This window comes from Rhizobium sp. WCS2018Hpa-16 (genome assembly GCF_031843705.1).
GTDB classification, from domain to species: domain Bacteria; phylum Pseudomonadota; class Alphaproteobacteria; order Rhizobiales; family Rhizobiaceae; genus Agrobacterium; species Agrobacterium tumefaciens_C.
In genome coordinates, this window is record NZ_JAVTIX010000002.1 from 1,013,207 (window position 1) to 1,037,199 (window position 23,993).

Genomic DNA, 23,993 nt, shown 5'->3' on the forward strand with positions numbered 1-23,993 from the left:
CTTTAAGGTTTTAGCGGATGGGGATGATTTCGGTGGTGTTTGATCGGCAGCCCCTGCGGTCTACCTCCGGGCAGGTGCGAAAGCTGAGATCCTTGTTCATGCAGATGCGAACTTCTTCGAGAATCGGCCCTTCGCAGCTTATGGCGACACCCTGTTTCACCATGCCGGGATTGGCCCCAGTGAAGGCGGTCTCCACGGCATCTGCGGAGAGTGTCTTGCTGCTGTTGCCCGATGACAGGTCTTGCGGCACGGTCACGCGCTGGTGCGCGGCGCGAATAGTGTCGAAATAATCTTTCTGCGAAAGACCGCTGCATGATCCATGCTTGCGCCATTGATGGCCGATGAGGCCCATGGATGGCATGATGTCGAACATGCCGCGCCCTAGCTCTTGCGGCACGCGCTCTTTCTTGTCCTCGCCGCAAAATTCGGGATAGCCGGTTTCGTTCTGAGGCCACAGACCGTGCACCACGAAGCCATATTTGCGATCGCTTCCGCATTGCTGCCTGCTGTTCTTGCCCGCATCACTGGCGCAGAATGCTGGAGACCACGACAAGGACAGGACATAGAAGTCAAATCCCGAACCAACGGGCGGCTGCAAAGTCTGGCGCGGGGATGCTGCGGTGGCTGCGGTCGTTGTAGGTTCGCGCGCAGTTTCCGTTCCGTGCGGATAGAATATCGACCACCCCGCTGCTGCCAGAGCAAGGACACCCATGGCAATGATGCCAGCATATTGTTTTATCGGGTTCACTTGATGCCCCAGAGCCATGATGACGAAGACTTGATCGCTATCGGCTTTTATACCATCCCAACCCTGTGGCAAACAGGCGACCGAAAAATCAACCATCCATGATAGTGATGGTTGAAACGGGGCTTGCATAAAGAATAAGCTCAGCGAATCCGGCAAAAGGCCAAACTGTCGGGTGGGGAGTGAATCCAGGCATGTCCGTATGAAATTGAAAAAATACATCTGGCCCCTGGTGGGCGTGGCGACGATCGGATTCTCCGTATGGCTTCTCTATAAGGAGTTGCGCCATCTCTCGCTTGATGATGTCTGGGGCAGTCTGGCTGCTATCGATCCCCATCATTGGCTCATGTCGGGCCTGTGCACGCTGGTGGCCTATTCGGCACTGGCGGGATATGACCGGATTGCGCTTCAGCATCTCAAACGCAAAGTCGGCTGGACTTTCATAACGCTGACATCGTTCACCACCTATGCGCTTTCGCATAATGTCGGCGCGTCGGTGTTTTCAGGTGCTGTCGTTCGCTACCGGGCCTATACGTCAAAAGGGCTGAGCGTTTCGGAAATCGGCGTCCTCGTCGCTCTCTGTTCCTTCACCTTTGCCATCGGCACCATCATGCTGATGGGCTTTATTCTGGTGTATGAACCTGAAATCACAGAACGTTTTGTCGGTGTTCTCCCGGTCGAGGCATCGGCCACAACGGGCGTCCTTCTGCTGGGTATTGCGGGGCTTTACCTGCTCGGCAGCCTCTTGAAGCTACGGCCGCTGAAAATCGGCTCATTCACGCTGTTTTATCCGGCTCCGCATCTGGTCATACAGCAACTCGTCATTGGCCCCATCGAACTTCTTGGCGCCGCAGGCATCATCTATTTCGCCCTGCCGGAGGCTGGAAATCCCGGCTTCATGGTAGTTCTGGGTATTTTCCTGATATCGTTTTCCGCAGCCCTGATTTCCCATGCGCCCGGCGGTCTTGGCGTTCTGGAACTGGTGTTCGTCACCGGTCTGCCGGATATGAACCCGGCAGATGTGATTGCGGCGCTGCTTGTGTTTCGCCTGTTCTACCTTATCATTCCCTTCGTGATCGGCCTGTTCATCATCCTCTTTTTCGAGAGGTCACAACTGGCAGCGGCAGAGCGGGAAGAGCGAGAGACAGAGCTTAAATAACTATTCGCCGCGCAGCCAGAACGCGCGGTGCGAGGCATAACGATCCTGCGCCATGGTTGCCCTCAGCACTGGCAGCATAGTGTGCAACTCTTCCTTCAAAGTGAAGGGAGGATTGACGATGATAAGGCCGGAGCCACTCAACCCTTCCACACGGTCGCTGCGCACCGAAAGCTCGGCGCAAAGCATCTTCGGGATATCGTAGGACTGAAGCTGTTCGTGGAAATCCTTGATCGGTGCGCTCTTTTTCAGCGGATACCACAGGCAATACGTGCCGGTTGAAAACCGGCGATAAGCCTTGTGAAAGCCTTCCGCTAACCGCTCATATTCATTCTCTTTTTCGAATGCAGGATCGACCAGCACAAGCCCGCGCTTTTCCTTCGGTGGCAGATGCGCGCCCAGCGACAGCCAGCCATCCAGCTCGGTCACACGCGATTGGTAATCGCCTTCGAACAGCCGCGACAAGGCGCGAAAATCTTCAGGATGCAGTTCCATGGCAGACAAGCGGTCCTGCGGGCGAAACAGCATGCGCGCAAGCTTTGGCGAGCCGGGATAGAACTGAAGCCCGCCTTCAGGGTTGAGCTCTCTCACGGCTGTGAGATATGGCTCCAACAGCTCCGCCACCGCTGGCGGCAGGTCTGCTTCCAGCAATTTGCCGATGCCGGTCTGCCATTCCCCGGTCTTTTGCGCCTCAACCGAAGACAGGTCGTAAAGGCCGATGCCCGCATGGGTATCCAGCACACGAAATGCCTTGTCCTTGTTCTGCAGGTAGCGCACGAGCCGCGCCATGACCGCATGTTTGAGAACATCGGCGAAATTGCCTGCGTGGTATATGTGCCGATAGTTCATGCGCGCCGATGCCTTTTATGAATAATCTTGATGGTCGTCACTTGGGCCTTTTGGCCGCATTGCCTTTGCAATATACAAAAGTCATGAATGATGCGACCCCGATTTCCACGAAAGCCGTGACTGGTGCTGTCAGCATCGGCCATACCGTCTGTCCCCATGACTGCCCAAGCGCCTGCGCGCTGGAGGTGGATATCAACGCCGATGGCCGGATTGGCCGCGTGCGCGGTGCCAATGCCAATACATACACCGCTGGCGTCATCTGCGCCAAGGTGGCGCGGTATTCGGAGCGGATCTACCATCCGGGCCGGTTGTTGACGCCTAAGCGCCGCAAGGGTGCAAAAGGCGCGGGCGATTGGCAGGAGATCGGCTGGGATGCGGCGTTGGACGAAATTGCTGATGCTTTCGTCAAGGCAGAAGCAAAGCACGGGGCAGAGGCCATCTGGCCCTATTTCTATGCCGGCACCATGGGGCAGGTGCAGCGCGACAGCATAGAGCGCCTGCGCCACGCCAAGAAATACTCCGGCTTCTTCGGCTCCATCTGCACCAACATGGCCTGGACGGGATATGTCATGGGCACCGGTGCGCTGCGCGGGCCGGACCCGCGTGAGATGGGCAAAGCCGATGTCGTGGTTATCTGGGGCACCAATGCGGTGGCGACGCAGGTCAATGTCATGACCCATGCGATCAAGGCCCGCAAGGAACGCGGCGCAAAGATTGTCGTCGTCGATATCTACGATAACCCCACCATGAAACAGGCCGACCTAAAGCTGATCGTGCGGCCCGGCACTGACGCCGCGCTGGCCTGCGCCGTCATGCACATCGCCTTTCGTGATGGCTATGCCGACCGCGCCTATATGGCGAAGTTTGCCGATGATCCTGCCGGTCTCGAGGCGCATCTTGTTTCGAAGACGCCACAATGGGCAGCGGAGATCACCGGCCTCACTGTCGAAGAAATCGAAACCTTCGCTAGCCTCGTCGGAACCAATAAGAAGAGTTTCTTCCGCCTTGGATACGGCTTTGCCCGGCAGCGCAACGGCGTGGTCGCCATGCATGCGGCGCTCTCGATTTCCACCGTTCTCGGCTCCTGGCAATATGAGGGCGGCGGCGCGTTTCACAACAATGGCGATATCTTCCGGCTGGATAAGTCGGAGCTGATGGGCACGGCCTATGCCGATCCCAATGTGCGCCAACTCGATCAGTCACAGATCGGCCGCGTGCTGACTGGCAACGCTGAGGCGCTTCGCTACGGTGGGCCGGTGACGGCATTGCTGATCCAGAACACCAATCCTGTGAATGTCTGTCCTGAGCAGCGGCTGGTGCGTCAGGGCTTCCTGCGGGACGATCTGTTCGTAGCGGTGCATGAGCAGTTCGTGACCGAGACGGCTGAGGTGGCCGATATCGTGCTGCCTGCGACCATGTTCCTCGAGCATGACGATATCTACCGCGCCGGCGGCCAGAACCACATTCTGCTCGGGCCGAAACTCGTGGAGCCGCCTGATACGGTTCGCACCAACCTGTTCGTCATCGAAGAACTGGCCAAGCGGCTGGGCGTCGGCGATATGCCCGGCTTCGGCATGAGCGAGCGCGAACATATCGACCGCATTTTGCAGCCGGGCGGTTGGGGCGATTTCGATAGCCTTGCCGACGAAAAATGGATCGATGCCCAGCCTGCCTTCGAGGTTGCCCATTATCTGGAAGGCTTCGGATATGCCGATGGCAAATTCCGGTTCAGCCCGGACTGGCACAGCGGCCCGTCGCCTAACAAGCCACCACACAATGTGCCGGTCATGGGTCCGGTCGCTGAGCTACCGAAGTTTCCCGATCAGGTGGATATCATTGAAGTGGTGGATGCCGAGCATCCGTTCCGGCTGGCGACGTCACCCGCCCGCAACTTCCTGAACTCGACTTTTGCCGAGACGAAAACATCAGTGCAGAAAGAGGGTCGCCCCGAGCTGATGATCTGTCCCACCGATGCCATCAGGTTCGGCGTGGCGGATGGTGATGTCGTAGAGATCGGCAATGGCCGTGGACAGGTCCGCATTCATGCGCGGATCGTCGAGGGCGCGAAGGCGGGTGTGCTGATTGCGGAGGGCCTGTGGCCCAACAAGGCGCATCTGGATGGCGAGGGCATCAATGTGCTGACAGGCGCAGACGCGGCGGCACCTTACGGTGGCGCGGCCTTCCACGACAACAAGGTTTGGTTAAAGACATTTTCGCAGGAATAAGACATGCAGAAATTTGATAATGTGACGATTGAAATTCTCAAAGACGAAACACTTTCGAAAAACTGGTACCACCTTCGCAACATCACCTACAATTACACCAACTCGAAGGGCGTCACGAAAACGCTCAAGCGCGAGGCCTATGACCGCGGCAACGGCGCGACTATTCTGCTCTACGATCCGAAGATTGACAGCGTCATCCTGGTTCGTCAGTTCAGGGTGCCGACCTATGTCAACGGCTACCATGGCTGGCTGCTGGAAACGCCTGCTGGCCTTCTGGATGGCGATAATCCGGCAGACGCCATCGCGCGCGAAGTGATGGAAGAAACCGGCTACAAGCTGCGCGACACGCGTTTCCTGTTCAAATCCTTCATGTCGCCCGGCTCAGTCACCGAAATCCTGCATTTCTTCGCGGCGATCGTTGACGCATCCGACCGCATCGAAGAGGGCGGCGGTGCCGACCATGAGGATGAGGACATCGAAGTCGTCGTGGTTCCGCTGGATGATGCCATGACGATGATCGAAAACGGCGATATCTGCGATGGCAAGACCATCATGCTGCTGCAATGGGCCGCTCTCAACCGGGCAGCACTGACGTCATAAATCTCACGGAGTTTGATGTGGACGAAAGAACGACTGCAACGCGTGATGAAGATAGGGTAAAGCTCGTCTCGAAAGAGACGGTCTGGAAGCGCTTCGTCCACCTCCAGACAGTAGTCTTCGATCAGAAAATGCCGGATGGCCGTGTCATCCGCATTGACCGCGAAGTGCACGACCACGGCAGTGCCGCCGCTATACTGCTTTTCGATCCGCAAAAAGACGCCATCGTCCTCGTCCGGCAATTTCGCCCGGGGGCCTTCGTGAATGGTGACCCCAGCTTTATGCTGGAAGTTCCCGCAGGCCTCATCGACGACGACCAACCCGATGAGGCCATCCGCCGTGAGGCGATGGAAGAAACCGGCTATGCCGTTAAAGAGGTGCAATATCTCTTCGAGACCTATGCCAGCCCCGGCACGCTGACGGAAAAAGTCGCACTATTTTACGCGCGCATCGATCTCGATGAGAAAGCAGGGGTTGGCGGCGGTCTCGATACGGAAGGGGAGGACATCGAGGTTCTCACCATCCCTCTGGACGATGCGTTCGCGATGATCACGGCAGGCGGCATCACCGACGCGAAGACGATCATTCTGCTGCAATGGGCTATGCTGAACCGGCAGCAATTATGAACTAAAAAAAGCTCGGCGGCAGACGGCCGGGTGAGCGATCAGGCCGAGAGCAGCTGCTGTGTGGCCTCGCAGGCATTCGCACTGCGCACAGCCTTGCCACCTTCCATCCGCACCTTGCCCTCTGCCAGAAGCTTGAGGCTCAGGGGATAAAGCTGATGCTCGATGGTCAGAACGCGGGCGGCAAGCGTCTCGGCGTTGTCATCCACCAGCACCGGCACGGCGGCCTGGCCGATGACCGGGCCTTCATCCATGCCTTCGGTCACGAAATGAACCGTGCAGCCGGTGATCTTCATGCCGCTTTCGATAGCGCGTTCATGGGTGTGAAGGCCGGGGAAAAGCGGCAGGATAGATGGATGGATGTTGATGATGCGGCCAGCATAGGGCGCGATGAAGTCGCCTGAGATCAGCCGCATGTAGCCCGCAAGACAGATGATATCAGGGTCGATTTCACCGAGCGCGGCCAGTATGGCTTGTTCATGTTCGGTCTTGGTCGAGTAAATCTTGCGCTCGAAGACGAGCGTGGGAATGCCAAGGGCTTGCGCCTTGGGCAGCCCGCCAGCCGTCGCCTTGTCGGAAATGACGCATGCGATTTCTGCCGGGAAGTCCGGCGCCTGGCAGGCTTGCGCCAGCGCCATCATGTTGGAGCCGCTGCCGGAAATGAAAACGACGACGCGCTTGCGGGCAGGGGCATTGCTCATAGGCCCAGTGCTCATAGGCCGAGCGTGCCCTTGTAGATGGTGCCATGCGCCGCATCTTCACGCGCGACCATGCGGCCCAGCGGAAATACGGTTTCGCCTTCCGCTGTCAGCGCGTCTGTTACCGTCTGTGCGTTTTCAGCAGAAACGACCACGATCATGCCAACGCCGCAGTTGAAGGTGCGCAGCATTTCATTTTGCGCCACGCCGCCCGTCTTGGCGAGCCATGAGAAGACGGAGGGAACCTTGATTGCCGTCAGATCGATCTCAGCCGCGAGGTGCTTTGGCAGAACACGCGGAATATTCTCGGGGAAACCACCGCCGGTAATATGGGCCAGCGCCTTCAGGGCACCCGTCTCGCGGATAGCTTTGAGCAGCGGCTTGACGTAGATGCGTGTCGGTGTGAGCAGGGCTTCGCCCAGCTTCTGACCTTCAGCGAAGGGAGCGGCTGCATCCCAGCCAAGGCCGGAAAGAGTGACGATCTTGCGCACCAGCGAGAAGCCGTTGGAATGGACGCCTGACGAGGCGAGACCCAGAATGACATCGCCTTCGGCAATGTCGCCCGCTGGCAAAAGCTGGCCGCGTTCGGCAGCACCCACGGCAAAGCCCGCAAGGTCATAGTCGCCATGCGAATACATGCCCGGCATTTCGGCGGTTTCGCCACCAATCAGCGCGCAACCGGATTCCCGGCAGCCAGCGGCAATGCCGTTGACGATAGCGGCACCCTGATCGGGATCGAGCTTGCCGGTGGCAAAGTAGTCGAGGAAGAAGAGTGGCTCGGCACCCTGCACGACCAGATCGTTGACGCACATCGCGACGAGATCGATACCGACCGTGTCGTGATAATCGGCATCGATAGCGATCTTCAGCTTGGTTCCGACGCCATCATTGGCAGCCACGAGGACCGGGTCCTTGAAGCCCGCAGCCTTCAGATCGAACAATCCGCCGAAGCCGCCAATCTCACCATCGGCGCCGGGGCGACGGGTGGAGCGCACGGCAGGCTTGATTTTCTCGACCATCAGATTTCCGGCGTCGATGTCTACGCCTGCATCGCTGTAGGTAAGACCGTTCTTGCCTTGCTCGCTCATGGCTCTTGTCTCCACTCGTTCCGTTTGGCGTCGCCATTCGCATGAGACGGATGACGATGCAAGTATGAGCATCGCAAAAGGCATGTTTTTCACGCCTTTTGGCTGTTTTAGCCGTATTGTTATGGGAAAGCTCGGCCTTGGCGAAATTGACGAACATGCGACACTTGACCAGTCCAGCCCACGCGTCCTATCTCCTGATCAAGGCGTTATGACCACGGGCGCTTAATAAGGAGCAGGCGATGCAACCACATATCAGAGGCATGAATCTGAGACGTCAGGTTTTTTTCTGGCTCGGTGCGCTCGCTGTTTTCGTGCTGTTCCTGATGGTATTCAGCTCCATTCTCCTGCCCTTCGTGGCTGGAATGGCGCTCGCTTACTTTCTTGATCCTATTGCAGACTGGCTGGAGCGCCGGGGCTTGAGCCGCATGATGGCGAGCATCATGATCCTTGTGTCCTTTGTGCTTGTGTTTGCACTATCGCTCATCATCATCATTCCATTGGTGGCGGCGCAGGCATCGGAATTCATTACGCGCATTCCGCAATATATCTCCTCGCTTCAGCAACTGATCGCCGGGGCCGATAGCAATCTTCTGCCGGGCTGGGTCAGCACGCAGATCGATACGGTCAAGGAAAACTTCTCGAAGTTGCTGGCGGAAGGGGCGGGCTTCATCGGCACGCTGCTCACGCAGATATGGAATTCCGGCAAGTCGCTGGTGGATGTCATGTCGTTGCTGGTGGTGACACCGGTTGTCGCGTTTTACCTGCTGCTGGACTGGGACCGGATGATCGAAAAGGTCGATGGCTGGATACCCCGTGACCACGTATCGACCGTTCGCCAGATTGCACGCGACATGGATAAGACGATTGCAGGCTTTATCCGTGGCCAGGGTTCTCTCTGCATCATTCTCGGCGTTTACTACGGCGTCGGTCTGTCACTGGTCGGGCTGAATTTCGGCCTTCTGATCGGCCTGTTTGCAGGTGCCATCAGCTTCATTCCCTATGTCGGGTCCATGATCGGGCTTGTACTGGCCGTCGGCGTGGCGCTGGTTCAGTTCTGGCCTGACTATGTTGATGTCATTCTGGTCCTAGCGGTCTTCTTTTCCGGCCAGTTCATCGAAGGCAATATTCTACAGCCGAAACTGGTCGGTAGCAGCGTTGGTCTGCACCCCGTCTGGCTGATGTTTGCTCTCTTCGCGTTTGGCGCGCTGTTCGGCTTCGTCGGTCTGCTTGTGGCGGTTCCTGCCGCAGCCGCGATGGGCGTGCTGGTGCGTTTCGCACTCTCGCGCTATCTCGACAGCGATCTGTACCATGGCCGCGCCGCCAACCTGCCGTGGGATGGTACAGGACAACAGGTAAAAGCGCTCCCTCCAACAAAGATCGATTCTCAGAGCTAGACGATGAGCGATAGAAACAAGCCCGGCGCCATCAAAACAAAGGCCGAACAACTTCCGCTGGCTTTCTCCCACCAGACGGCGACTGGTCGTGACGATCTGCTTGTGGCCGCTCCTCTGGATGCGGCTGTCAGCATCGTGGACAACTGGCCGCGCTGGCCGTCGCCGGTTGTGGTTCTGGTCGGTCCGCCGGGCTCGGGGAAATCGCATCTCGCCAGCATCTGGAAAAACATCAGTAGTGCCGCCGAAATTCAACCCGTTGCAGGGGCAGAAGCCGCGCGTGTGGCAGAGAAGGCTCCCGTCCTGTTCGAGGACGCAGACCGCAATGGATTTGACGATACGCAGCTGTTTCACGTCATCAACAGTGTGCGGGAAAACGCAACCTCATTGCTGATCACCAGCCGGGAATCGCCTTCGCTTTGGCCCGTTACCTTGCCCGATCTTCGCTCGCGACTGAAGGCGGCAACGGTGGTGGAAATCGGTGAGCCGGATGAGGATCTGCTCGGCCAGATTTTGATGAAACTCTTCGCGGACCGCCAGCTTTACATAGATGACAAACTTGTCAGCTATATCGTTGCGCGGATGGAGCGTTCTCTGGATACGGCCCAGACGATTGTCGAGAGGCTTGATCGTTTGGGGCTGGCACGGGGAGCGCGGATCAGCCGGGCAATGGCGGCAGAAGTTCTGACTGAACTCGGTAGCGATGTGGACGATGATTGACTGTCACAGTTCCGTCGTCAAACTGTTATACGGGCTGTAGGCATCGGAAAGCGGTTCTCAATCGCCCCGATGCTTCAACAAGACCTTGAGCATCGCAGGCTTAGTCCTGCCATTGTCTCGGGAAACCGGTTTTAAAGGGCGGGGGATATTTTATGGATTCGGCAGTGCAGGACGGTTCGAACGATGGCACGCAGGCAGCAGCAGAGGTCGCGGACCTGTGGGACAGCCCGACGCGCTTTGTAAACCGGGAGTTTTCCTGGCTGCAATTCAACCGCCGCGTCCTTGAAGAAACGCTCAACACGGCTCACCCCCTGCTGGAGCGTCTTCGCTTTCTCTCGATTTCTGCTGCCAACCTTGATGAATTCTTCATGGTGCGCGTCGCTGGCCTGGAAGGCCAGGTTCGCCAGTCCGTGACGGTCAAGACGCCGGATGGAAAGACGCCCGCCGAGCAGCTTGAGAATATTCTGAAAGAGATCGACAATCTCCAGATGGAACAGCAGGCTTCGCTTGCGGTTCTCCAGCAATATCTGGGCAAGGAAAACATCTATATCGTTCGTCCGGCCGCACTTTCCGAACAGGATCTGGTCTGGCTGGAAAACGAATTCGAAGCATTGATTTTCCCGGTTCTGACGCCCCTGTCGATCGATCCTGCGCATCCTTTCCCATTCATCCCCAATCTAGGATTTTCGATGGGCTTGCAGCTCGATAGCGTCAATGGCCGGGAGCCGATGACGGCTCTCCTGCGTCTGCCGCCCGCACTCGACCGCTTCATCCGTCTGCCGGACGAAAAGGGCGCGATCCGCTATATCACGCTGGAAGACGTGGTTGGCCTCTTCATCCACAGGCTCTATCCCGGCTACACGGTGCGTGGCTTCGGCACGTTCCGCATTATCAGAGACAGCGATATCGAGCTTGAGGAAGAGGCGGAAGATCTCGTCCGCTACTTCGAAAGCGCGCTGAAGCGCCGCCGTCGCGGCTCGGTTATCCGCATCGAGACCGACAGCGAAATGCCTCCATCTCTGCGCCAGTTCGTTGTTCACGAACTGGGTGTGCCGGACAATCGCGTCGCGGTTCTGCCGGGCCTCTTGGCGCTGAACACAATCTCGGAAATCGTCAAGGCACCGCGCGACGATCTGAAATTCGAACCCTACAATGCCCGCTTCCCAGAGCGTGTGCGTGAGCATGCGGGTGATTGCCTTGCCGCCATCCGCGAAAAAGACATGGTGGTTCACCACCCCTATGAGAGCTTTGATGTGGTCGTGCAGTTCCTTTTGCAGGCGGCACGCGACCCAGATGTTCTCGCCATCAAGCAGACGCTTTACCGCACCTCCAATGATAGCCCGATCGTTCGTGCATTGATCGATGCTGCCGATGCTGGCAAGTCGGTGACCGCGCTGGTGGAATTGAAGGCTCGTTTCGACGAAGAGGCGAATATTCGTTGGGCGCGAGATCTGGAACGGGCTGGCGTTCAGGTCGTGTTCGGCTTCATCGAACTCAAGACCCACTCCAAGATGTCCATGGTCGTGCGCCGTGAAGATGGCAAGCTGCGGACCTATTGCCACCTTGGCACCGGCAACTACCACCCGGTCACTGCCAAGGTATATACGGACCTGTCGTTCTTCACCTGCAATCCGAAGATTGCGCATGATATGGCGAACATCTTCAACTTCATCACCGGTTACGGTGAGCCTGAAGAGGGCATGAAGCTGGCGGTTTCGCCCTATACGATGCGCTCGCGCATTCTCAAGCACATCAATGATGAAGCGGAACACGCCAGAAATGGTGCTCCAGCGGCAATCTGGATGAAGATGAACTCGCTTGTGGATCCTGAAATCATCGACTCGCTCTATCGCGCCAGTGAAGCCGGTGTGGAGATCGATCTGGTCATTCGCGGCATCTGCTGCCTGCGCCCGCAGGTGCCGGGCCTGTCCGACAATATCCGCGTGAAATCCATCGTCGGACGATTCCTTGAGCATAGCCGCATCTTCTGCTTCGGCAACGGCCATGGCCTGCCTTCCGACAAGGCGCTGGTCTACATCGGATCGGCCGACATGATGCCGCGCAACCTGGATCGCCGGGTTGAAACCATGGTCCCCTTGGTCAATCCTACTGTGCACGAGCAGGTTCTTTCGCAGATCATGCTGGGCAATCTCATTGACAACCAGCAGAGCTACGAGATACTGCCGGACGGTACGTCTAGGCGCATCGAGGTGCGCAAAGGCGAGGAACCGTTCAACGCGCAGCACTATTTCATGACCAATCCAAGCCTGTCGGGACGTGGTGAAGCCTTGAAATCCAGTGCGCCCAAACTGATTGCCGGGCTGGTCTCTGCCCGCAAGAAACAGGCTGAATGACACGATCAGAAGCACAGGGGCGCCTTACTGGTCTCGCCCCCGTTTCCGTCATAGACATTGGTTCGAACTCCGTTCGTCTCGTCGTATATGAGGGACTCTCGCGCGCCCCAGCGGTGCTTTTCAATGAAAAAGTCCTGTGCGGCCTGGGTAAAGGCCTCGCACTGACCGGGCGCATGGATGAAGAAGGCGTGACGCGTGCGCTTGCGGCGTTGCGCCGTTTCCGTGCTCTTTCGGAACAGGCCCAGGCGAAACAGCTCTATGTGCTGGCCACAGCCGCCGCCCGTGAAGCATCCAACGGTCCAGACTTCATTCGCGATGCCGAAACCATTCTTGGCTGCGAGATCGAGGTTCTCTCAGGCGAAAAGGAAGCGCTCTATTCCGCCTATGGCGTGATCAGCGGTTTCCACGATGCTGATGGCATTGCCGGTGATTTGGGTGGCGGTTCGCTGGAATTGATCGATATCAGGGGCAAAACCTGCGGCGATGGCATCACCTTGCCGCTCGGCGGCCTGCGGTTGTCGGAACATTCCGGCGGCTCCATCGAGAAGGCTGCGGCTTACACGAAGAAGCAGGTCAAAACGGCCAAGCTGCTTGCAAAGGGCGAGGGGCGCACATTCTATGCGGTGGGCGGCACATGGCGCAACATTGCCAAGCTGCACATGGAAATTACCGGCTACCCTCTGCACATGATGCAGGGCTATGAAATGCCGCTCGCGGATATGCTGAGCTTTTTGGACGAGGTCATTGCCTCCAAGGACAGCAAGGACCCTGCCTGGCAGGCGGTATCAAAAAACCGCCGCACGCTGCTACCCTTTGGTGCTGTCGCCATGCGCGAAGTGCTGGAAGCAATGAAGCCGGCAAAGATCGCGTTTTCCGCTCAGGGCGTCCGTGAGGGCTATCTCTATTCGCTGCTGCCCGAGAGCGAGCAGGTGTCTGATCCTCTGCTCGTGGTAGCAGATGAACTGGCAATCCTTCGCGCCAGATCACCAGAACACGCACGCGAGCTTGCGGACTGGAGCGGGCGGACAGTGCCGATCTTCGGCATAGACGAAACCGAGGACGAGGCGCGGTATCGTCAGGCGGCCTGCCTTCTGGCTGATATCAGCTGGCGCGCCCATCCGGATTATCGTGGATTGCAGGCGCTCAACATCATCGCGCATTCGTCTTTCATCGCCATCACCCATCCGGGCCGCGCCTATATCGCGCTGGCGAATTATTATCGCTTCGAAGGCCTCAACGATAATGGGACGACCGAACACCTGACATCGATTGCGGGTGAGAGAATGCAGGAACTCGCCAAGCTGCTGGGTGGTCTACTGCGGGTCATCTATCTGTTTTCGGCATCCATGCCGGGTGTGGTGGATCACCTGAAATTCCGCCGGTCCGAGCAGGACGGTATCGAACTTGAATTCGTCGTGCCGCATGAATATTGCGATTTCGCAGGCGAGCGGCTTGAGGGCCGGTTGCAGCAGCTTTCCAAGCTGACAGGCAAGAAGCTCGCATTCGTGTTCGAGTAGTCGAATTTTAAGCGGAGCCCCCACTGCATCTTGGGGGCTCCGCGCTTTTACTGATTACTTCGCGTCGAGCAGGTCTTTGACCTCAAGCAGAACGAACTCATTGTCATCCGCCTTGTCCAGGGCGCGGCCAGCCGAGAAGGGCAGGTTATTGTCATTGCCGACGATGATGTGCGTGGCATCGACGCGATCAACGTTCTCGATGGTAACGAATGGCATTGTGTAAATGCCGTTTGCGCTGCCCTGACGTGCCTTGCCATCGGGATCGGCGATCTTCATGAGATCGATATAGCCGATCTTGCGTGCGGCTTTGCCAACATTCGCATCGCTCATTTCGATCTTATAGATGCGCTTCAGCTTGGCTGGAACTGCAAAGCAAGTCTCCTCAGGCTTCTTCGGATCGGCGCAGGCCTTGTCCGCCGTGCCAGCGCCATTGTCGCGCTCGATCACCAGCGCCGTCGTATCATCCAGCATGTTGAAATCGCCAATGGCCTCACCGCCTTCTGCCAGTGGATAGAGCCATGTGCGGCCGGTCCAGCTCTTGGATGCAACATCCAGTTCGATGATACGAAGACCGGTTGCGCCGTCTTCCGTCTTTTCGACTTGTCCCTCGGCATTATAGAGCGGACCTTCGAGCAGTCCGTAAGCCTTGGTGCCATCCTTGGACATGGCAAGACCTTCAAAGCCGCCGGAGCGCTTCAGGTTAAAGGCGGGCAGCTTCAGGGTTGGATTGGCAGGAAGCGTGAGCGTCGGATGGTCAGGGGATTTCACGTCGATCTCGCCAGCCTTGGTTGAGACGACATCGGTCAGCTTGCCGTCGCGGGTGAACTTCAGGACATAGGGGCCGAACTCTTCGCCAACCCAGAAACCGTCGCCGGTCGGCTGGATGGATTCCACATCGAAATCAGCACCGGTCAGATAACGCTTCTCGGAGCCTTCCATGACGATGGGGAAGGGTGCCTTCTTGTCCGGGTCGGACAGGAACACGGTTTCCTGCGGTTCGACCTTGCCATTGGCCCAGTCGATTTTCAGGTGATGCAGCATCAGCATCGAATCGCTGGAGTTCGACTTGGAGCCGAAGCCATTATCGGAGAGGCTCCAGAATGTACCGTCGCTCATCGTCTTGATGCCGGAAAAGCCCTGCATGGCCTGGCCTGCAAATGGCATGGACAAACCGGTCTTGCGCACGCCATCCTTACCCGCAACAGTGCCCAAGCCTTCGGCACGCTTGCGATCCGCTGTCGTGAACTTGCCCGATGTCTTCAGATGCTCAGGCGCATCGGCAGGGGCCGCGATGATCGTGTTTGCCGGCAAGACCGCCTGTGACACGAGCTTTGCAGGGAATTCCTTTTCCGCCGCGAAGGTTGATGTGGTGGCGAGCACAAGAATGGCTGCGGAGGCCAGGGGGGTCTTTTTCATGACATTACCTTTGGTTTGCATCTGCAATGCAAACCTTGTGTCTGCATTTGCGATGCATGGACCGTTAGGCACGCTTCATGACAACAGGTTGAACCCGGGTTGAAGATTTGATGACGCTTGTGCCCATGCGAGCGTCAGGCGATAATCTCAGCAGAACTGAGGGCGCAGACACCCAGTGTCTGACCGCGGCCTTTCACGGCGTGTTCGCCCAGATACTCGCTTTTTACGCCTTTTGGCAGCAGCAATTGATGGGCAAGATCGGACGAGATCAGGATGGGATGGCCCAGCATTTTGCTGAGTGATTCCAGTCTCGCCGTGGTGTTAACGGTGTCTCCGAAATAGGTGATCTTGTGGTGATCGACGCCGATTTCAGCCGTGATGACCGGGCCACCATGAACAGCGAATCGCAGCTTTGGCACCGTGCCAAAACGCGATAGCCATTCGGCGCGATTGTTCTCGATGGCTTTCAGGATATCGAAGACACAATTGATGCAAGCCGCGCGGCGGATCGCCATATGGTAAGGCCAAGTAATGATGGCTGCATCCCCGATATAATCATCGATAACGCCGCCGTGCCGCCGCACCGGACCCGCGTAAACAGAGAACAGTTCACCCAGATATTCCTGCGCCCGAAGATCGCCGTGGGTTTCCGCAAAGGAGGTGGAGCCGACGAGGTCCACAAACAGGAAGACACGCTCTTCACTGACCGGACGGCGATAACGACCGAGGATGAGGTCGATGAAGATATCGCGGCCCAGCAATTCCCGCACGCGCATGATGAAGACGATGATGGCGCATACGCCCAGCGTAAACAGAAGCGTCTGCATTTCTGCATGAACGGCGCTGCGCCAACTCGTTGGCAAGATGCCCGTGGCCCAAAGAATGGTGCCCCCAAGGCCAAACCCGCAAAACACCAGAATGGCATAAATGACGAGGCCAAATGCGATATAGGCTGGGGTCGGCAGCATGCTGATGCGCCGCGAAAGCCCGGGCATGATATAGCCGCGCTCGAAGGCGAGAATGGGCGCGCAGGCAAACAGCGCATAGGTCGCGCCGATAAGGGCGCCGCCGCCATATTCCAGAAATGCATAGGCCACACCGCTCCCGGCAACAGCCAGAAACAGCATGACATAATCCAGCATTGCGAGAAATTTTCTCATCCAGCCTCTTTGTTCGGCAAGGGGACGCAGTGGGAACTACCATCCATAGCGGGGCATCGGTATGATTCCCGTTAGGCGTGAAGCATATTGCGGAAATGATCAGGCCAAAAGTGATGTTTCGGTAATGTCATGGCAAAGAAACCGTCTGTGACGGACTTGCATCAATCTCAAACGGCTTTGTGGTGCAGGGGCGAAGCCTTTGTCAGGCAGTCTCTTCGGCAGTCGGAAGCTCCAGTGCTTCCACTTTCTTGCCAGCGAAGCGCAGTGCCACTTCACCGCGAATAAGCTTCAATGCCGGTTCGCCGAACAGATCACGCCGCCAGCCGGAAAGGGCTGGAACGTCGGCCTTTTCGCCTTCCGATGCGATCTTGTCCAGATCTTCGCTGTTGGCAATAACCTTGGCGGCAACGCCGTGTTTGTCGGCGGTCAGCTTTAGAAGAACTTTCAACAGCTCAACCGCTGCACCTGATCCCTCAGGGGAATGGCTTTGGCGGGCAGCCTGCGGCATATCGCCCTTTGGCAGGGCAAGCGCCGCATTCACCGTTTCAATAATGGCCACGCCGGATGCGGAGCGCTCCCAACCTTTGGGGATGGTGCGGAGACGTGACAGTGCGTCGGTGTCTTTCGGCTGCTGTTGGGCAATCTCGAAAATCGCATCATCTTTCAACACGCGCGAGCGCGGCACGTTGCGCGAGCGCGCTTCCCGTTCGCGCCATGCAGCGACAAATTTGAGGATGGCGAGTTCCGTCGGCTTGCGCAGACGCGACTTCAACCGCAGCCACGCATCATCGGGATGCATGTCATAGGTCTCAACCGATTCCAGAATATCCATCTCTTCCTTGAGCCAGGAAGAACGACCATCGCGCTCCAGCTGCGCTTTCAAGGCGAGATAGACATCACGCAGATGGGTGACATCGGCCAGCGCATAGTCCAGCTGCTTTTCGGTCAGCGGGCGACGGCTCCAGTCCGTGAAGCGTGAGGATTTATCGATCTGGACGTTCTTGATCCGCTGGACCAGCTGATCATAGGAAATAGAGTCGCCAAAGCCGCAGACCATGGCAGCGACCTGCGTATCGAAAATAGGATGAGGGATAAGTCCGCCCAGATGGTGGACGATTTCGATATCCTGACGGGCGGCATGGAAAACCTTGATGACGCTCGGATCGGCCATCAACTCGAAAAGAGGCGTGAGGTCGATATCTTTCGCAAGTGGGTCAACCAGCACTTCCAGCGTCGGGCTTGCCATCTGCACCAAGCAGAGTTGGGGCCAGAAAGTCGTCTCGCGAAGAAATTCCGTATCAATCGTAATGAAATCGGATTTCGCCAGTTCCTTGCAGGCTTCGGCGAGTGCTGTTGTCGTTTCAATCATTGCGTCATTCAGCCAGTCACGGAAATCGATCCGTCTTACTTTCCCTTTGGTCGGCCCATGTCAATATGATCAAGCCGTTTCTTGGCTCACATGCGAAGTTTCCCGCACCTAATGTGACCATAAATTGCAAATTTGCCTGTCACATCATCCAAAATGATGATTGCGCTCTGCGTGGTGGGGGTGCAAAGAGGGCTATGGAAATTGCGCTTTACCTTGACAAATCGGGTCAGTCATGCGCTTTTCCGGCCAATTTTCGACAGCGCGGCAGACCGTTGCCGCTGTATTCTTCAGGATCATAAAATGCATCGTTACCGCAGCCACACCTGTGCCGCACTCCGCAAGTCGCATGTCGGCGAAACCGTTCGCCTGTCCGGCTGGGTCCATCGCGTACGAGATCACGGCGGCGTTCTCTTCATCGACCTTCGCGATCATTATGGCATCACGCAGGTCGTTGCCGATCCCGATAGCCCGGCCTTCAAGTCTGCCGAAGTCGTTCGCGGCGAGTGGGTCATCCGTATCGACGGTCTCGTCAAGGCGCGTTCGGAAGACACTGTTAACAAGACCATGGAGACCGGCGAAATCGAGCTTTACGCCCAGGAAATCGAAGTGCTGGCCGCTTCCAAGGAACTGCCTCTGCCGGTCTTCGGCGAGCCTGACTATCCTGAAGATGTGCGCCTGAAGTATCGCTTCCTCGATCTTCGCCGCGATACGCTGCACAAGAACATTGTAAAGCGCACGCAGATCATCTCCGACATGCGCCGCCGCATGGGCGATATCGGCTTTGCTGAATATTCCACGCCAATCCTGACGGCATCCTCGCCAGAAGGCGCGCGCGACTTCCTCGTGCCAAGCCGCATTCACGAAGGCAAGTTCTTCGCGTTGCCGCAGGCGCCGCAGCAGTACAAGCAGCTTCTGATGGTTGCCGGTTTCGACCGCTATTTCCAGATCGCACCGTGCTTCCGCGATGAAGATCCGCGTGCAGACCGTCTACCGGGCGAATTCTACCAGCTCGACCTGGAAATGAGCTTCGTGACGCAGGAAGACGTTTGGGAAACCATGGAGCCCGTCATTCGCGGCGTGTTCGAACAGTTTGCCGAAGGCAAGCCTGTTACGCAGAACTTCCGCCGCATTGCCTATGACGATTCGATCCGCACATACGGTTCCGATAAGCCTGACCTTCGCAACCCGATTGAAATGCAGGCCGTGACAGACCATTTTGCCGGCTCCGGCTTCAAGGTCTTCGCGAACATGATTGCATCCAACCCCAAGGTCGAAGTCTGGGCCATTCCAGCCAAGACCGGTGGTTCCAGAGCATTCTGTGACCGCATGAATGCCTGGGCGCAAGGGCAGGGCCAGCCGGGCCTCGGCTACATCTTCTGGAAGGAAGAAGACGGCAAGGTTGTTGGCTCTGGCCCGCTTGCCAAGAACATCGGCGAAGAGCGCACGGAAGCCTTGCGCGTCCAGCTCGATCTAGAAGCAGGCGATGCGTCCTTCTTCGTTGCCGGTGATCCTGCCAAGTTCTACAAGTTTGCTGGCGAAGCCCGCACCCGCGCTGGCGAGGAACTGAACCTCGTAGACCGCGACCGTTTCGAGCTGTGCTGGATCGTTGACTTCCCATTCTTCGAATACAACGAAGAAGAAAAGAAGATCGACTTCGCCCACAATCCATTCTCCATGCCGCAGGGCGGTATGGACGCGCTGGAAAACCAGGATCCGCTGACGATCAAGGCCTACCAGTACGACATGGTCTGCAACGGCTACGAAATCGCCTCGGGCTCCATTCGTAACCAGTCACCTGAACTGATGGTCAAGGCGTTCGAGAAGGTTGGCCTCAGCCAGCAGGACGTCGAAGATCGCTTCGGCGGCCTCTACCGCGCATTCCAGTACGGCGCGCCCCCACATGGCGGCATGGCAGCTGGCGTGGACCGCGTGGTGATGTTGCTGACCGGCACGAAGAACCTGCGCGAAGTCACGCTGTTCCCAATGAACCAGCAGGCGCAGGACCTTCTGATGAACGCCCCGGCACCAGCCACGCCAACGCAGCTTCGCGAACTGGCGCTACGGGTTGTGCCGACGCCGAAGAAAGACTGATACGCAATACTGAGCGTTTAGAAAAAAAAGGGCTGGCGGAAACGCTGGCCCTTTTGTTTTTCGCAACCACGCACGCAACAAAAAAGCCGCCCTGTGAGAATTCACAGGGCGGCTTGAAGCTTTGGTATCAGAGACTATTCGTTAGCCGTTACCGTAACGCCCAGCACCTTTGGAATGGTGTTTGGCGCGCCCATGGCTGCACCCATGATCATGGGGAAGGGGACGGGCTTTTCAGGGGCGGCGGAAATCGTGAAGTTCTTTGGATCGTCGATATAGGCGTTCACGGCTGCGGAAACGGCGTTCTGCAGTTCCGGTACGTTGAGTTGGGCCATCATGATCGGAACCATGCCCTTGATGGTCTGCGACAGCTGCTCGCCCGACATGCCCTGTTCGCCAGCGGCGTAATCGATTGCGCGCTTGGTGATGCTGGCATCATCGAAGCTGATTTCGGCGCTGTTGAAGCTGAGCTGCTGCATAAGACCGAGCATGGCGAGACCGGCGGCCTGATCTGCCTGTTCCTTGTTCGGGTTTTCGGCCTGCGCCTTGACCGCATCCTGCATCGTCTTGATGAAGTTCAGCGTGTAACCGGAGAAGCTGAACGCCATGTTGAGACGGCCGACATCCTTGAGGTCGACGGCATACTCATCAATCGTCAGCGTGCCCGGTGTGAGTTCCCACGAACCGCTCATGGTCATTTCGCCTGATAGCGTCTGCACCTTGAGCTTGTCGATGGCTTCCTTGGACTTGGGGTCCTGGATTTTGCTGAGATCCGCCTTGAAGCCAGTCGCGTTCAGGTCGAAGCTGATGGTGCTGTCATCTTCGCTTTTCGTCATCGTCGTTGTTGTTTCGGCGAGCGAGAAGGTTTCCGTGCCATCCACCTTGACGGAGACGGGGCCGCTATGGGCCTCATCATAGAGCATCATGGAATCCACTGTGCCAGTTGTTGGATCTGCTGGAACGACAACGCCGGAAACGTAGATGTCGCTCACATCGACAGCGACATTTTCGTGGGCGTATTTCACGTTGTCGAAGCTCATCTTGTCGATTGTGTAACCGCCATTGTCTTCTTCAACGCCTTCAAGTGTGACGTCGCCGACAGGGATGACCTGTTCTTTGGTTGCCGTCGTCGCGAAGGTAACGCTGCTGAGCTTGACAGTGGAGCCATCAACAGTAACGGACTTCGCGCCTATTTCCGCGCCCTGAACGTGATAAGCGGCGTTGATTTTCTTGAGGACGTCTGCACCGTCAAGTGCGAATGCAGGCGACGCGAAAGCGACTGCTGCGGCGCTTGCAAACAGAAAATTGCGGGTTGTCTGAAGTCTCATTCTATCTCTTCCCTACAGGTACGAAAAACAGGCATGTTGAAGCTGAAATGGTGCATCTATATCGGATGGTTAGCGCCGGTATATGCATTCATAAGATGCAACGAATGGCTGAATTGCGGCATAAAAACAAGGTCAAAGGAAAATACGTGCGCAACCGCCGTCATCCACAGGCGAAAAGCCCTTGTTTCTTGCCGCAATTAACCCTTTCCGCTAGTCAGGAACTATGGGAAAAAATCTGCTTCCTCCGTCCGGCGGAGACGACGACAATATTATACCTGTTGACCTGAAGGCAGCGCTGGAAGAGCGTTACCTGGCATACGCGCTGTCGACCATCATGCACCGCGCATTGCCGGACGTTCGTGATGGTTTGAAGCCGGTGCACCGCCGCATCATTCACGCCATGAGCGAAATGGGCATTCGGCCTAATTCCGCCTTCAAGAAATGCGCCCGTATCGTCGGTGACGTGATCGGTAAATTCCATCCCCATGGCGACCAGTCTGTCTATGACGCGCTGGTGCGTCTGGCGCAGGACTTCTCTCAGCGCTACCCCATTGTCGATGGCCAGGGCAATTTCGGCAATATCGATGGCGATGGCGCCGCCGCCTATCGTTATACCGAAGCGCGCATGACCGATGTCGCAGCGCTGCTGCTCGAAGGCATCGAGCAGGATGCGGTCGATTTTCGCCCGACCTATAATGAGGAAGACGAAGAGCCGGTCGTTATGCCCGGCGCGTTTCCCAACCTGCTGGCGAACGGTTCCTCCGGCATCGCCGTGGGCATGGCAACATCCATTCCGCCGCACAACGCGCATGAGCTCTGCGATGCGGCGCTTCGGCTGATCAAGAACCCGGATGCGACCGTCGAGGATCTGATGTTCGATCCTGCTCATCCGGAAAGAGGTGGCATCGAAGGCCCTGACTTGCCGACAGGCGGCGTCATCACCGAGAGCCGCGAAAGCATGATCGAGGCCTACAAGACAGGACGCGGCGGTTTCCGCGTTCGTGCCAAGTGGGAGATTGAGGATCTTGGCCGTGGCGGCTACCAGATCGTCATCACGGAAATTCCCTATCAGGTTCAGAAATCACGGTTGATCGAAAAGATTGCCGAGCTGCTTCTGGCCCGGCGTCTGCCTTTGCTGGAAGACGTTCGCGATGAATCCGCCGAGGACGTGCGTGTCGTGCTGGTGCCGAAGAACCGCACCGTCGATGCAACGCTGCTGATGGAATCGCTGTTCCGCCTGTCTGATCTGGAAAACCGCATTCCGCTGAACATGAACGTCCTGTCTATGGGCCGGGTGCCCAAGGTCATGGCGCTCAACGAAGTGCTGAAGGAATGGCTGGACCACCGCCGCGATGTGCTGCTGCGCCGCTCGCGCTTCCGTCTGGCCGCCATTGATCGCCGCCTGGAAATTCTCGGCGGCTTCCTCGTCGCCTATCTCAATATCGATGAGATCATCGCCATCATCCGTGAGGAAGATGAGCCGAAGCCCGTTATGGTGGCGCGGTTCAAGCTGACCGATATTCAGGCCGAAGCCATTCTCAACATGCGCCTGCGCTCTTTGCGCAAGCTGGAAGAATTCGAGATCCGCACGGAATTCGATGGCCTGAGCAGCGAGAAGGCTGAAATCGAGTCCCTGTTGGCATCACCAGAAAAGCAGTGGAAGACGGTTTCGGGTGAAATCGAAGATGTGAAGAAGAAATACGCCAAGGCAACCGCGCTTGGTGCACGCCGCACCGTGTTCGCCATGGCCCCGACGGCGGATGTGGATGCCATTCAGCAATCCATGATCGAGAAAGAGCCTGTCACCATCGTCATTTCCCAGAAGGGATGGATCAGAGCGCTGAAGGGCCATATGGCCGATACCTCGACACTGACCTTCAAGGAAGGCGACGGCCCGAAGCTGGCTTTCCCGGCGCAGACCACAGACAAGCTGCTGCTGGTAACGACAGGCGGCAAGGCCTACACGCTGGGCGCGGACAAGCTGCCGGGCGGGCGCGGCCATGGAGAGCCGGTGCGTATCATGGTGGATATGGAGAACGATCAGGATATTCTGAGCGCCTTCGTGCATGACCCATCGCGCAAACTGCTGCTGGCCTCCACGGCAGGCAATGGCTTCGTGATTGCGGAAACGGAAATGGTGGCCAATACCCGCAAGGGCAAGCAGATTATGAATGTGGCCATGCCGGATGAGATGAAGATGCTGGTGCCCGTTACGGGCGACCACGTTGCCGTCGTTGGTGAAAACCGCAAGATGCTGACCTTCCCGCTCTCGCAAGTGCCGGAAATGTCACGCGGCAAGGGCGTGCGCCTGCAACGCTACAAGGATGGCGGCATTTCCGACATCAAGTGTTTTGCGCTGGCCAGCGGCCTGACATGGGAAGACAGCGCCGGGCGCTCCTTCTCCAAAAACGCCGATGAACTGCTGGAATGGATGGCCGACCGCGCCACCGCAGGCCGCACCGTGCCCAAGGGCTTCCCACGCAGCGGCAAATTCGGCGGGTAAGGCCGCCGTTCCACGCTCCCCTTCGTCATCCTCGGGCTTGACCCGAGGATCTGACCACATCTCCACAAGCAGAACGCGGCAGACATCCTCTGCCGGTGCAGCCCCACGACCCCCACAAAAAAGCCCACCGACCATTGGAGCGAACCAACAATCGGTGGGCTTGAAG

At 57.5% G+C, this 23,993-nt stretch carries 18 protein-coding genes; 10 read left to right on the forward strand and 8 right to left on the reverse strand.

Annotated features, from left to right (window positions below):
- Positions 1 to 10: 10 nt before the first annotated feature.
- Positions 11 to 739 (reverse strand): ribonuclease T2 family protein, encoded by a 729-nt coding sequence (locus RQI55_RS11005; protein ID WP_243256976.1) that lies wholly within the window; start codon positions 737 to 739, stop codon positions 11 to 13.
- A 208-nt stretch (positions 740 to 947) separates the two neighbouring features.
- On the opposite strand from RQI55_RS11005, the gene RQI55_RS11010 reads away from it, so the two are divergent.
- A complete protein-coding gene (locus RQI55_RS11010; RefSeq protein WP_243256288.1) occupies positions 948 to 1,904 on the forward strand; it encodes a lysylphosphatidylglycerol synthase domain-containing protein in 957 nt (318 codons plus the stop codon).
- On the opposite strand, the gene RQI55_RS11015 is transcribed toward RQI55_RS11010, so the two are convergent.
- Positions 1,905 to 2,750, reverse strand: a complete 846-nt coding sequence (locus tag RQI55_RS11015; RefSeq protein ID WP_243256287.1) for a 23S rRNA (adenine(2030)-N(6))-methyltransferase RlmJ — start codon at positions 2,748 to 2,750, stop codon at positions 1,905 to 1,907. It abuts the gene before it with no gap.
- A 17-nt stretch (positions 2,751 to 2,767) separates the two neighbouring features.
- Between RQI55_RS11015 and RQI55_RS11020 the strand changes: the two genes are divergently transcribed.
- The 3 genes from RQI55_RS11020 to RQI55_RS11030 are packed head-to-tail and all read left to right on the forward strand — an operon-like array spanning position 2,768 to position 6,198.
- Positions 2,768 to 4,975, forward strand: coding sequence for a molybdopterin-dependent oxidoreductase (locus RQI55_RS11020; RefSeq protein WP_243256286.1), 2,208 nt, complete (start codon positions 2,768 to 2,770; stop codon positions 4,973 to 4,975).
- Positions 4,976 to 4,978: 3 nt separating this feature from the next.
- On the forward strand, positions 4,979 to 5,575 hold the full coding sequence (locus RQI55_RS11025) for an NUDIX domain-containing protein (RefSeq protein ID WP_243256285.1): 597 nt from the start codon (positions 4,979 to 4,981) through the stop codon (positions 5,573 to 5,575).
- A 17-nt stretch (positions 5,576 to 5,592) separates the two neighbouring features.
- Positions 5,593 to 6,198, forward strand: coding sequence for an NUDIX domain-containing protein (locus RQI55_RS11030; RefSeq protein WP_243256284.1), 606 nt, complete (start codon positions 5,593 to 5,595; stop codon positions 6,196 to 6,198).
- 38 nt (positions 6,199 to 6,236) lie between these two features.
- On the opposite strand, the gene purN is transcribed toward RQI55_RS11030, so the two are convergent.
- Positions 6,237 to 6,896, reverse strand: a complete 660-nt coding sequence (gene purN / locus RQI55_RS11035) for a phosphoribosylglycinamide formyltransferase (protein WP_243256975.1) — start codon at positions 6,894 to 6,896, stop codon at positions 6,237 to 6,239.
- A gap of 11 nt (positions 6,897 to 6,907) precedes the next feature.
- Positions 6,908 to 7,981, reverse strand: a complete 1,074-nt coding sequence (purM, locus tag RQI55_RS11040) for a phosphoribosylformylglycinamidine cyclo-ligase (RefSeq protein ID WP_192063790.1) — start codon at positions 7,979 to 7,981, stop codon at positions 6,908 to 6,910.
- Between the two features lie 239 nt (positions 7,982 to 8,220).
- Here purM and RQI55_RS11045 point away from each other — a divergent pair, with 239 nt between their 5' ends.
- From RQI55_RS11045 to ppx, 4 genes are all read left to right on the forward strand, one after another.
- Positions 8,221 to 9,375, forward strand: coding sequence for an AI-2E family transporter (locus tag RQI55_RS11045; protein ID WP_042618567.1), 1,155 nt, complete (start codon positions 8,221 to 8,223; stop codon positions 9,373 to 9,375).
- Positions 9,376 to 9,378: 3 nt separating this feature from the next.
- Positions 9,379 to 10,092 (forward strand): DnaA regulatory inactivator HdaA, encoded by a 714-nt coding sequence (gene hdaA, locus RQI55_RS11050; protein ID WP_243256283.1) that lies wholly within the window; start codon positions 9,379 to 9,381, stop codon positions 10,090 to 10,092.
- A 152-nt stretch (positions 10,093 to 10,244) separates the two neighbouring features.
- A complete protein-coding gene (locus tag RQI55_RS11055; RefSeq protein WP_192063793.1) occupies positions 10,245 to 12,446 on the forward strand; it encodes an RNA degradosome polyphosphate kinase in 2,202 nt (733 codons plus the stop codon).
- Positions 12,443 to 13,963, forward strand: a complete 1,521-nt coding sequence (ppx, locus tag RQI55_RS11060) for an exopolyphosphatase (RefSeq protein WP_311272549.1) — start codon at positions 12,443 to 12,445, stop codon at positions 13,961 to 13,963. Before RQI55_RS11055 ends, ppx begins: the two co-directional genes overlap by 4 nt.
- 54 nt (positions 13,964 to 14,017) lie before the next feature.
- Here ppx and RQI55_RS11065 read toward each other — a convergent pair whose 3' ends face one another.
- From RQI55_RS11065 to rnd, 3 genes are all read right to left on the reverse strand, one after another.
- On the reverse strand, positions 14,018 to 15,379 hold the full coding sequence (locus tag RQI55_RS11065) for an esterase-like activity of phytase family protein (RefSeq protein ID WP_311272550.1): 1,362 nt from the start codon (positions 15,377 to 15,379) through the stop codon (positions 14,018 to 14,020).
- 134 nt (positions 15,380 to 15,513) lie between these two features.
- Positions 15,514 to 16,539 (reverse strand): adenylate/guanylate cyclase domain-containing protein, encoded by a 1,026-nt coding sequence (locus RQI55_RS11070; protein ID WP_192063796.1) that lies wholly within the window; start codon positions 16,537 to 16,539, stop codon positions 15,514 to 15,516.
- A gap of 202 nt (positions 16,540 to 16,741) precedes the next feature.
- Entirely contained in the window at positions 16,742 to 17,908 is a 1,167-nt protein-coding gene (rnd, locus tag RQI55_RS11075; RefSeq protein ID WP_311272551.1) for a ribonuclease D, read from the reverse strand.
- Between the two features lie 300 nt (positions 17,909 to 18,208).
- On the opposite strand from rnd, the gene aspS reads away from it, so the two are divergent.
- A complete protein-coding gene (aspS, locus tag RQI55_RS11080; protein WP_243256280.1) occupies positions 18,209 to 19,999 on the forward strand; it encodes an aspartate--tRNA ligase in 1,791 nt (596 codons plus the stop codon).
- A 134-nt stretch (positions 20,000 to 20,133) separates the two neighbouring features.
- Here aspS and RQI55_RS11085 read toward each other — a convergent pair whose 3' ends face one another.
- The gene (locus RQI55_RS11085) at positions 20,134 to 21,324 is read right to left on the reverse strand and encodes a hypothetical protein (protein WP_243256279.1); all 1,191 of its coding nucleotides are present in this window, start codon (positions 21,322 to 21,324) and stop codon (positions 20,134 to 20,136) included.
- 223 nt (positions 21,325 to 21,547) lie between these two features.
- Here RQI55_RS11085 and parC point away from each other — a divergent pair, with 223 nt between their 5' ends.
- Positions 21,548 to 23,827 carry a DNA topoisomerase IV subunit A gene (gene parC, locus RQI55_RS11090; protein ID WP_042618559.1) on the forward strand — a complete coding sequence of 760 codons (2,280 nt, stop codon included), beginning with the start codon at positions 21,548 to 21,550 and terminating at the stop codon, positions 23,825 to 23,827.
- Positions 23,828 to 23,993 lie beyond the last annotated feature (166 nt).

What these genes read in the sequence shown, in the direction of transcription:
- RQI55_RS11010 (WP_243256288.1), top strand. Translation starts at nt 948, where the DNA reads ATGAAATTGAAAAAATACATCTGGCCCCTGGTGGGCGTGGCGACGATC.
- RQI55_RS11015 (WP_243256287.1), bottom strand. Translation starts at nt 2,750, where the DNA reads ATGAACTATCGGCACATATACCACGCAGGCAATTTCGCCGATGTTCTC.
- RQI55_RS11020 (WP_243256286.1), top strand. Translation starts at nt 2,768, where the DNA reads ATGAATAATCTTGATGGTCGTCACTTGGGCCTTTTGGCCGCATTGCCT.
- RQI55_RS11025 (WP_243256285.1), top strand. Translation starts at nt 4,979, where the DNA reads ATGCAGAAATTTGATAATGTGACGATTGAAATTCTCAAAGACGAAACA.
- purN (WP_243256975.1), bottom strand. Translation starts at nt 6,896, where the DNA reads ATGAGCAATGCCCCTGCCCGCAAGCGCGTCGTCGTTTTCATTTCCGGC.
- purM (WP_192063790.1), bottom strand. Translation starts at nt 7,981, where the DNA reads ATGAGCGAGCAAGGCAAGAACGGTCTTACCTACAGCGATGCAGGCGTA.
- RQI55_RS11045 (WP_042618567.1), top strand. Translation starts at nt 8,221, where the DNA reads ATGCAACCACATATCAGAGGCATGAATCTGAGACGTCAGGTTTTTTTC.
- hdaA (WP_243256283.1), top strand. Translation starts at nt 9,379, where the DNA reads ATGAGCGATAGAAACAAGCCCGGCGCCATCAAAACAAAGGCCGAACAA.
- RQI55_RS11055 (WP_192063793.1), top strand. Translation starts at nt 10,245, where the DNA reads ATGGATTCGGCAGTGCAGGACGGTTCGAACGATGGCACGCAGGCAGCA.
- ppx (WP_311272549.1), top strand. Translation starts at nt 12,443, where the DNA reads ATGACACGATCAGAAGCACAGGGGCGCCTTACTGGTCTCGCCCCCGTT.
- RQI55_RS11065 (WP_311272550.1), bottom strand. Translation starts at nt 15,379, where the DNA reads ATGAAAAAGACCCCCCTGGCCTCCGCAGCCATTCTTGTGCTCGCCACC.
- RQI55_RS11070 (WP_192063796.1), bottom strand. Translation starts at nt 16,539, where the DNA reads ATGAGAAAATTTCTCGCAATGCTGGATTATGTCATGCTGTTTCTGGCT.
- rnd (WP_311272551.1), bottom strand. Translation starts at nt 17,908, where the DNA reads ATGATTGAAACGACAACAGCACTCGCCGAAGCCTGCAAGGAACTGGCG.
- aspS (WP_243256280.1), top strand. Translation starts at nt 18,209, where the DNA reads ATGCATCGTTACCGCAGCCACACCTGTGCCGCACTCCGCAAGTCGCAT.
- RQI55_RS11085 (WP_243256279.1), bottom strand. Translation starts at nt 21,324, where the DNA reads ATGAGACTTCAGACAACCCGCAATTTTCTGTTTGCAAGCGCCGCAGCA.
- parC (WP_042618559.1), top strand. Translation starts at nt 21,548, where the DNA reads ATGGGAAAAAATCTGCTTCCTCCGTCCGGCGGAGACGACGACAATATT.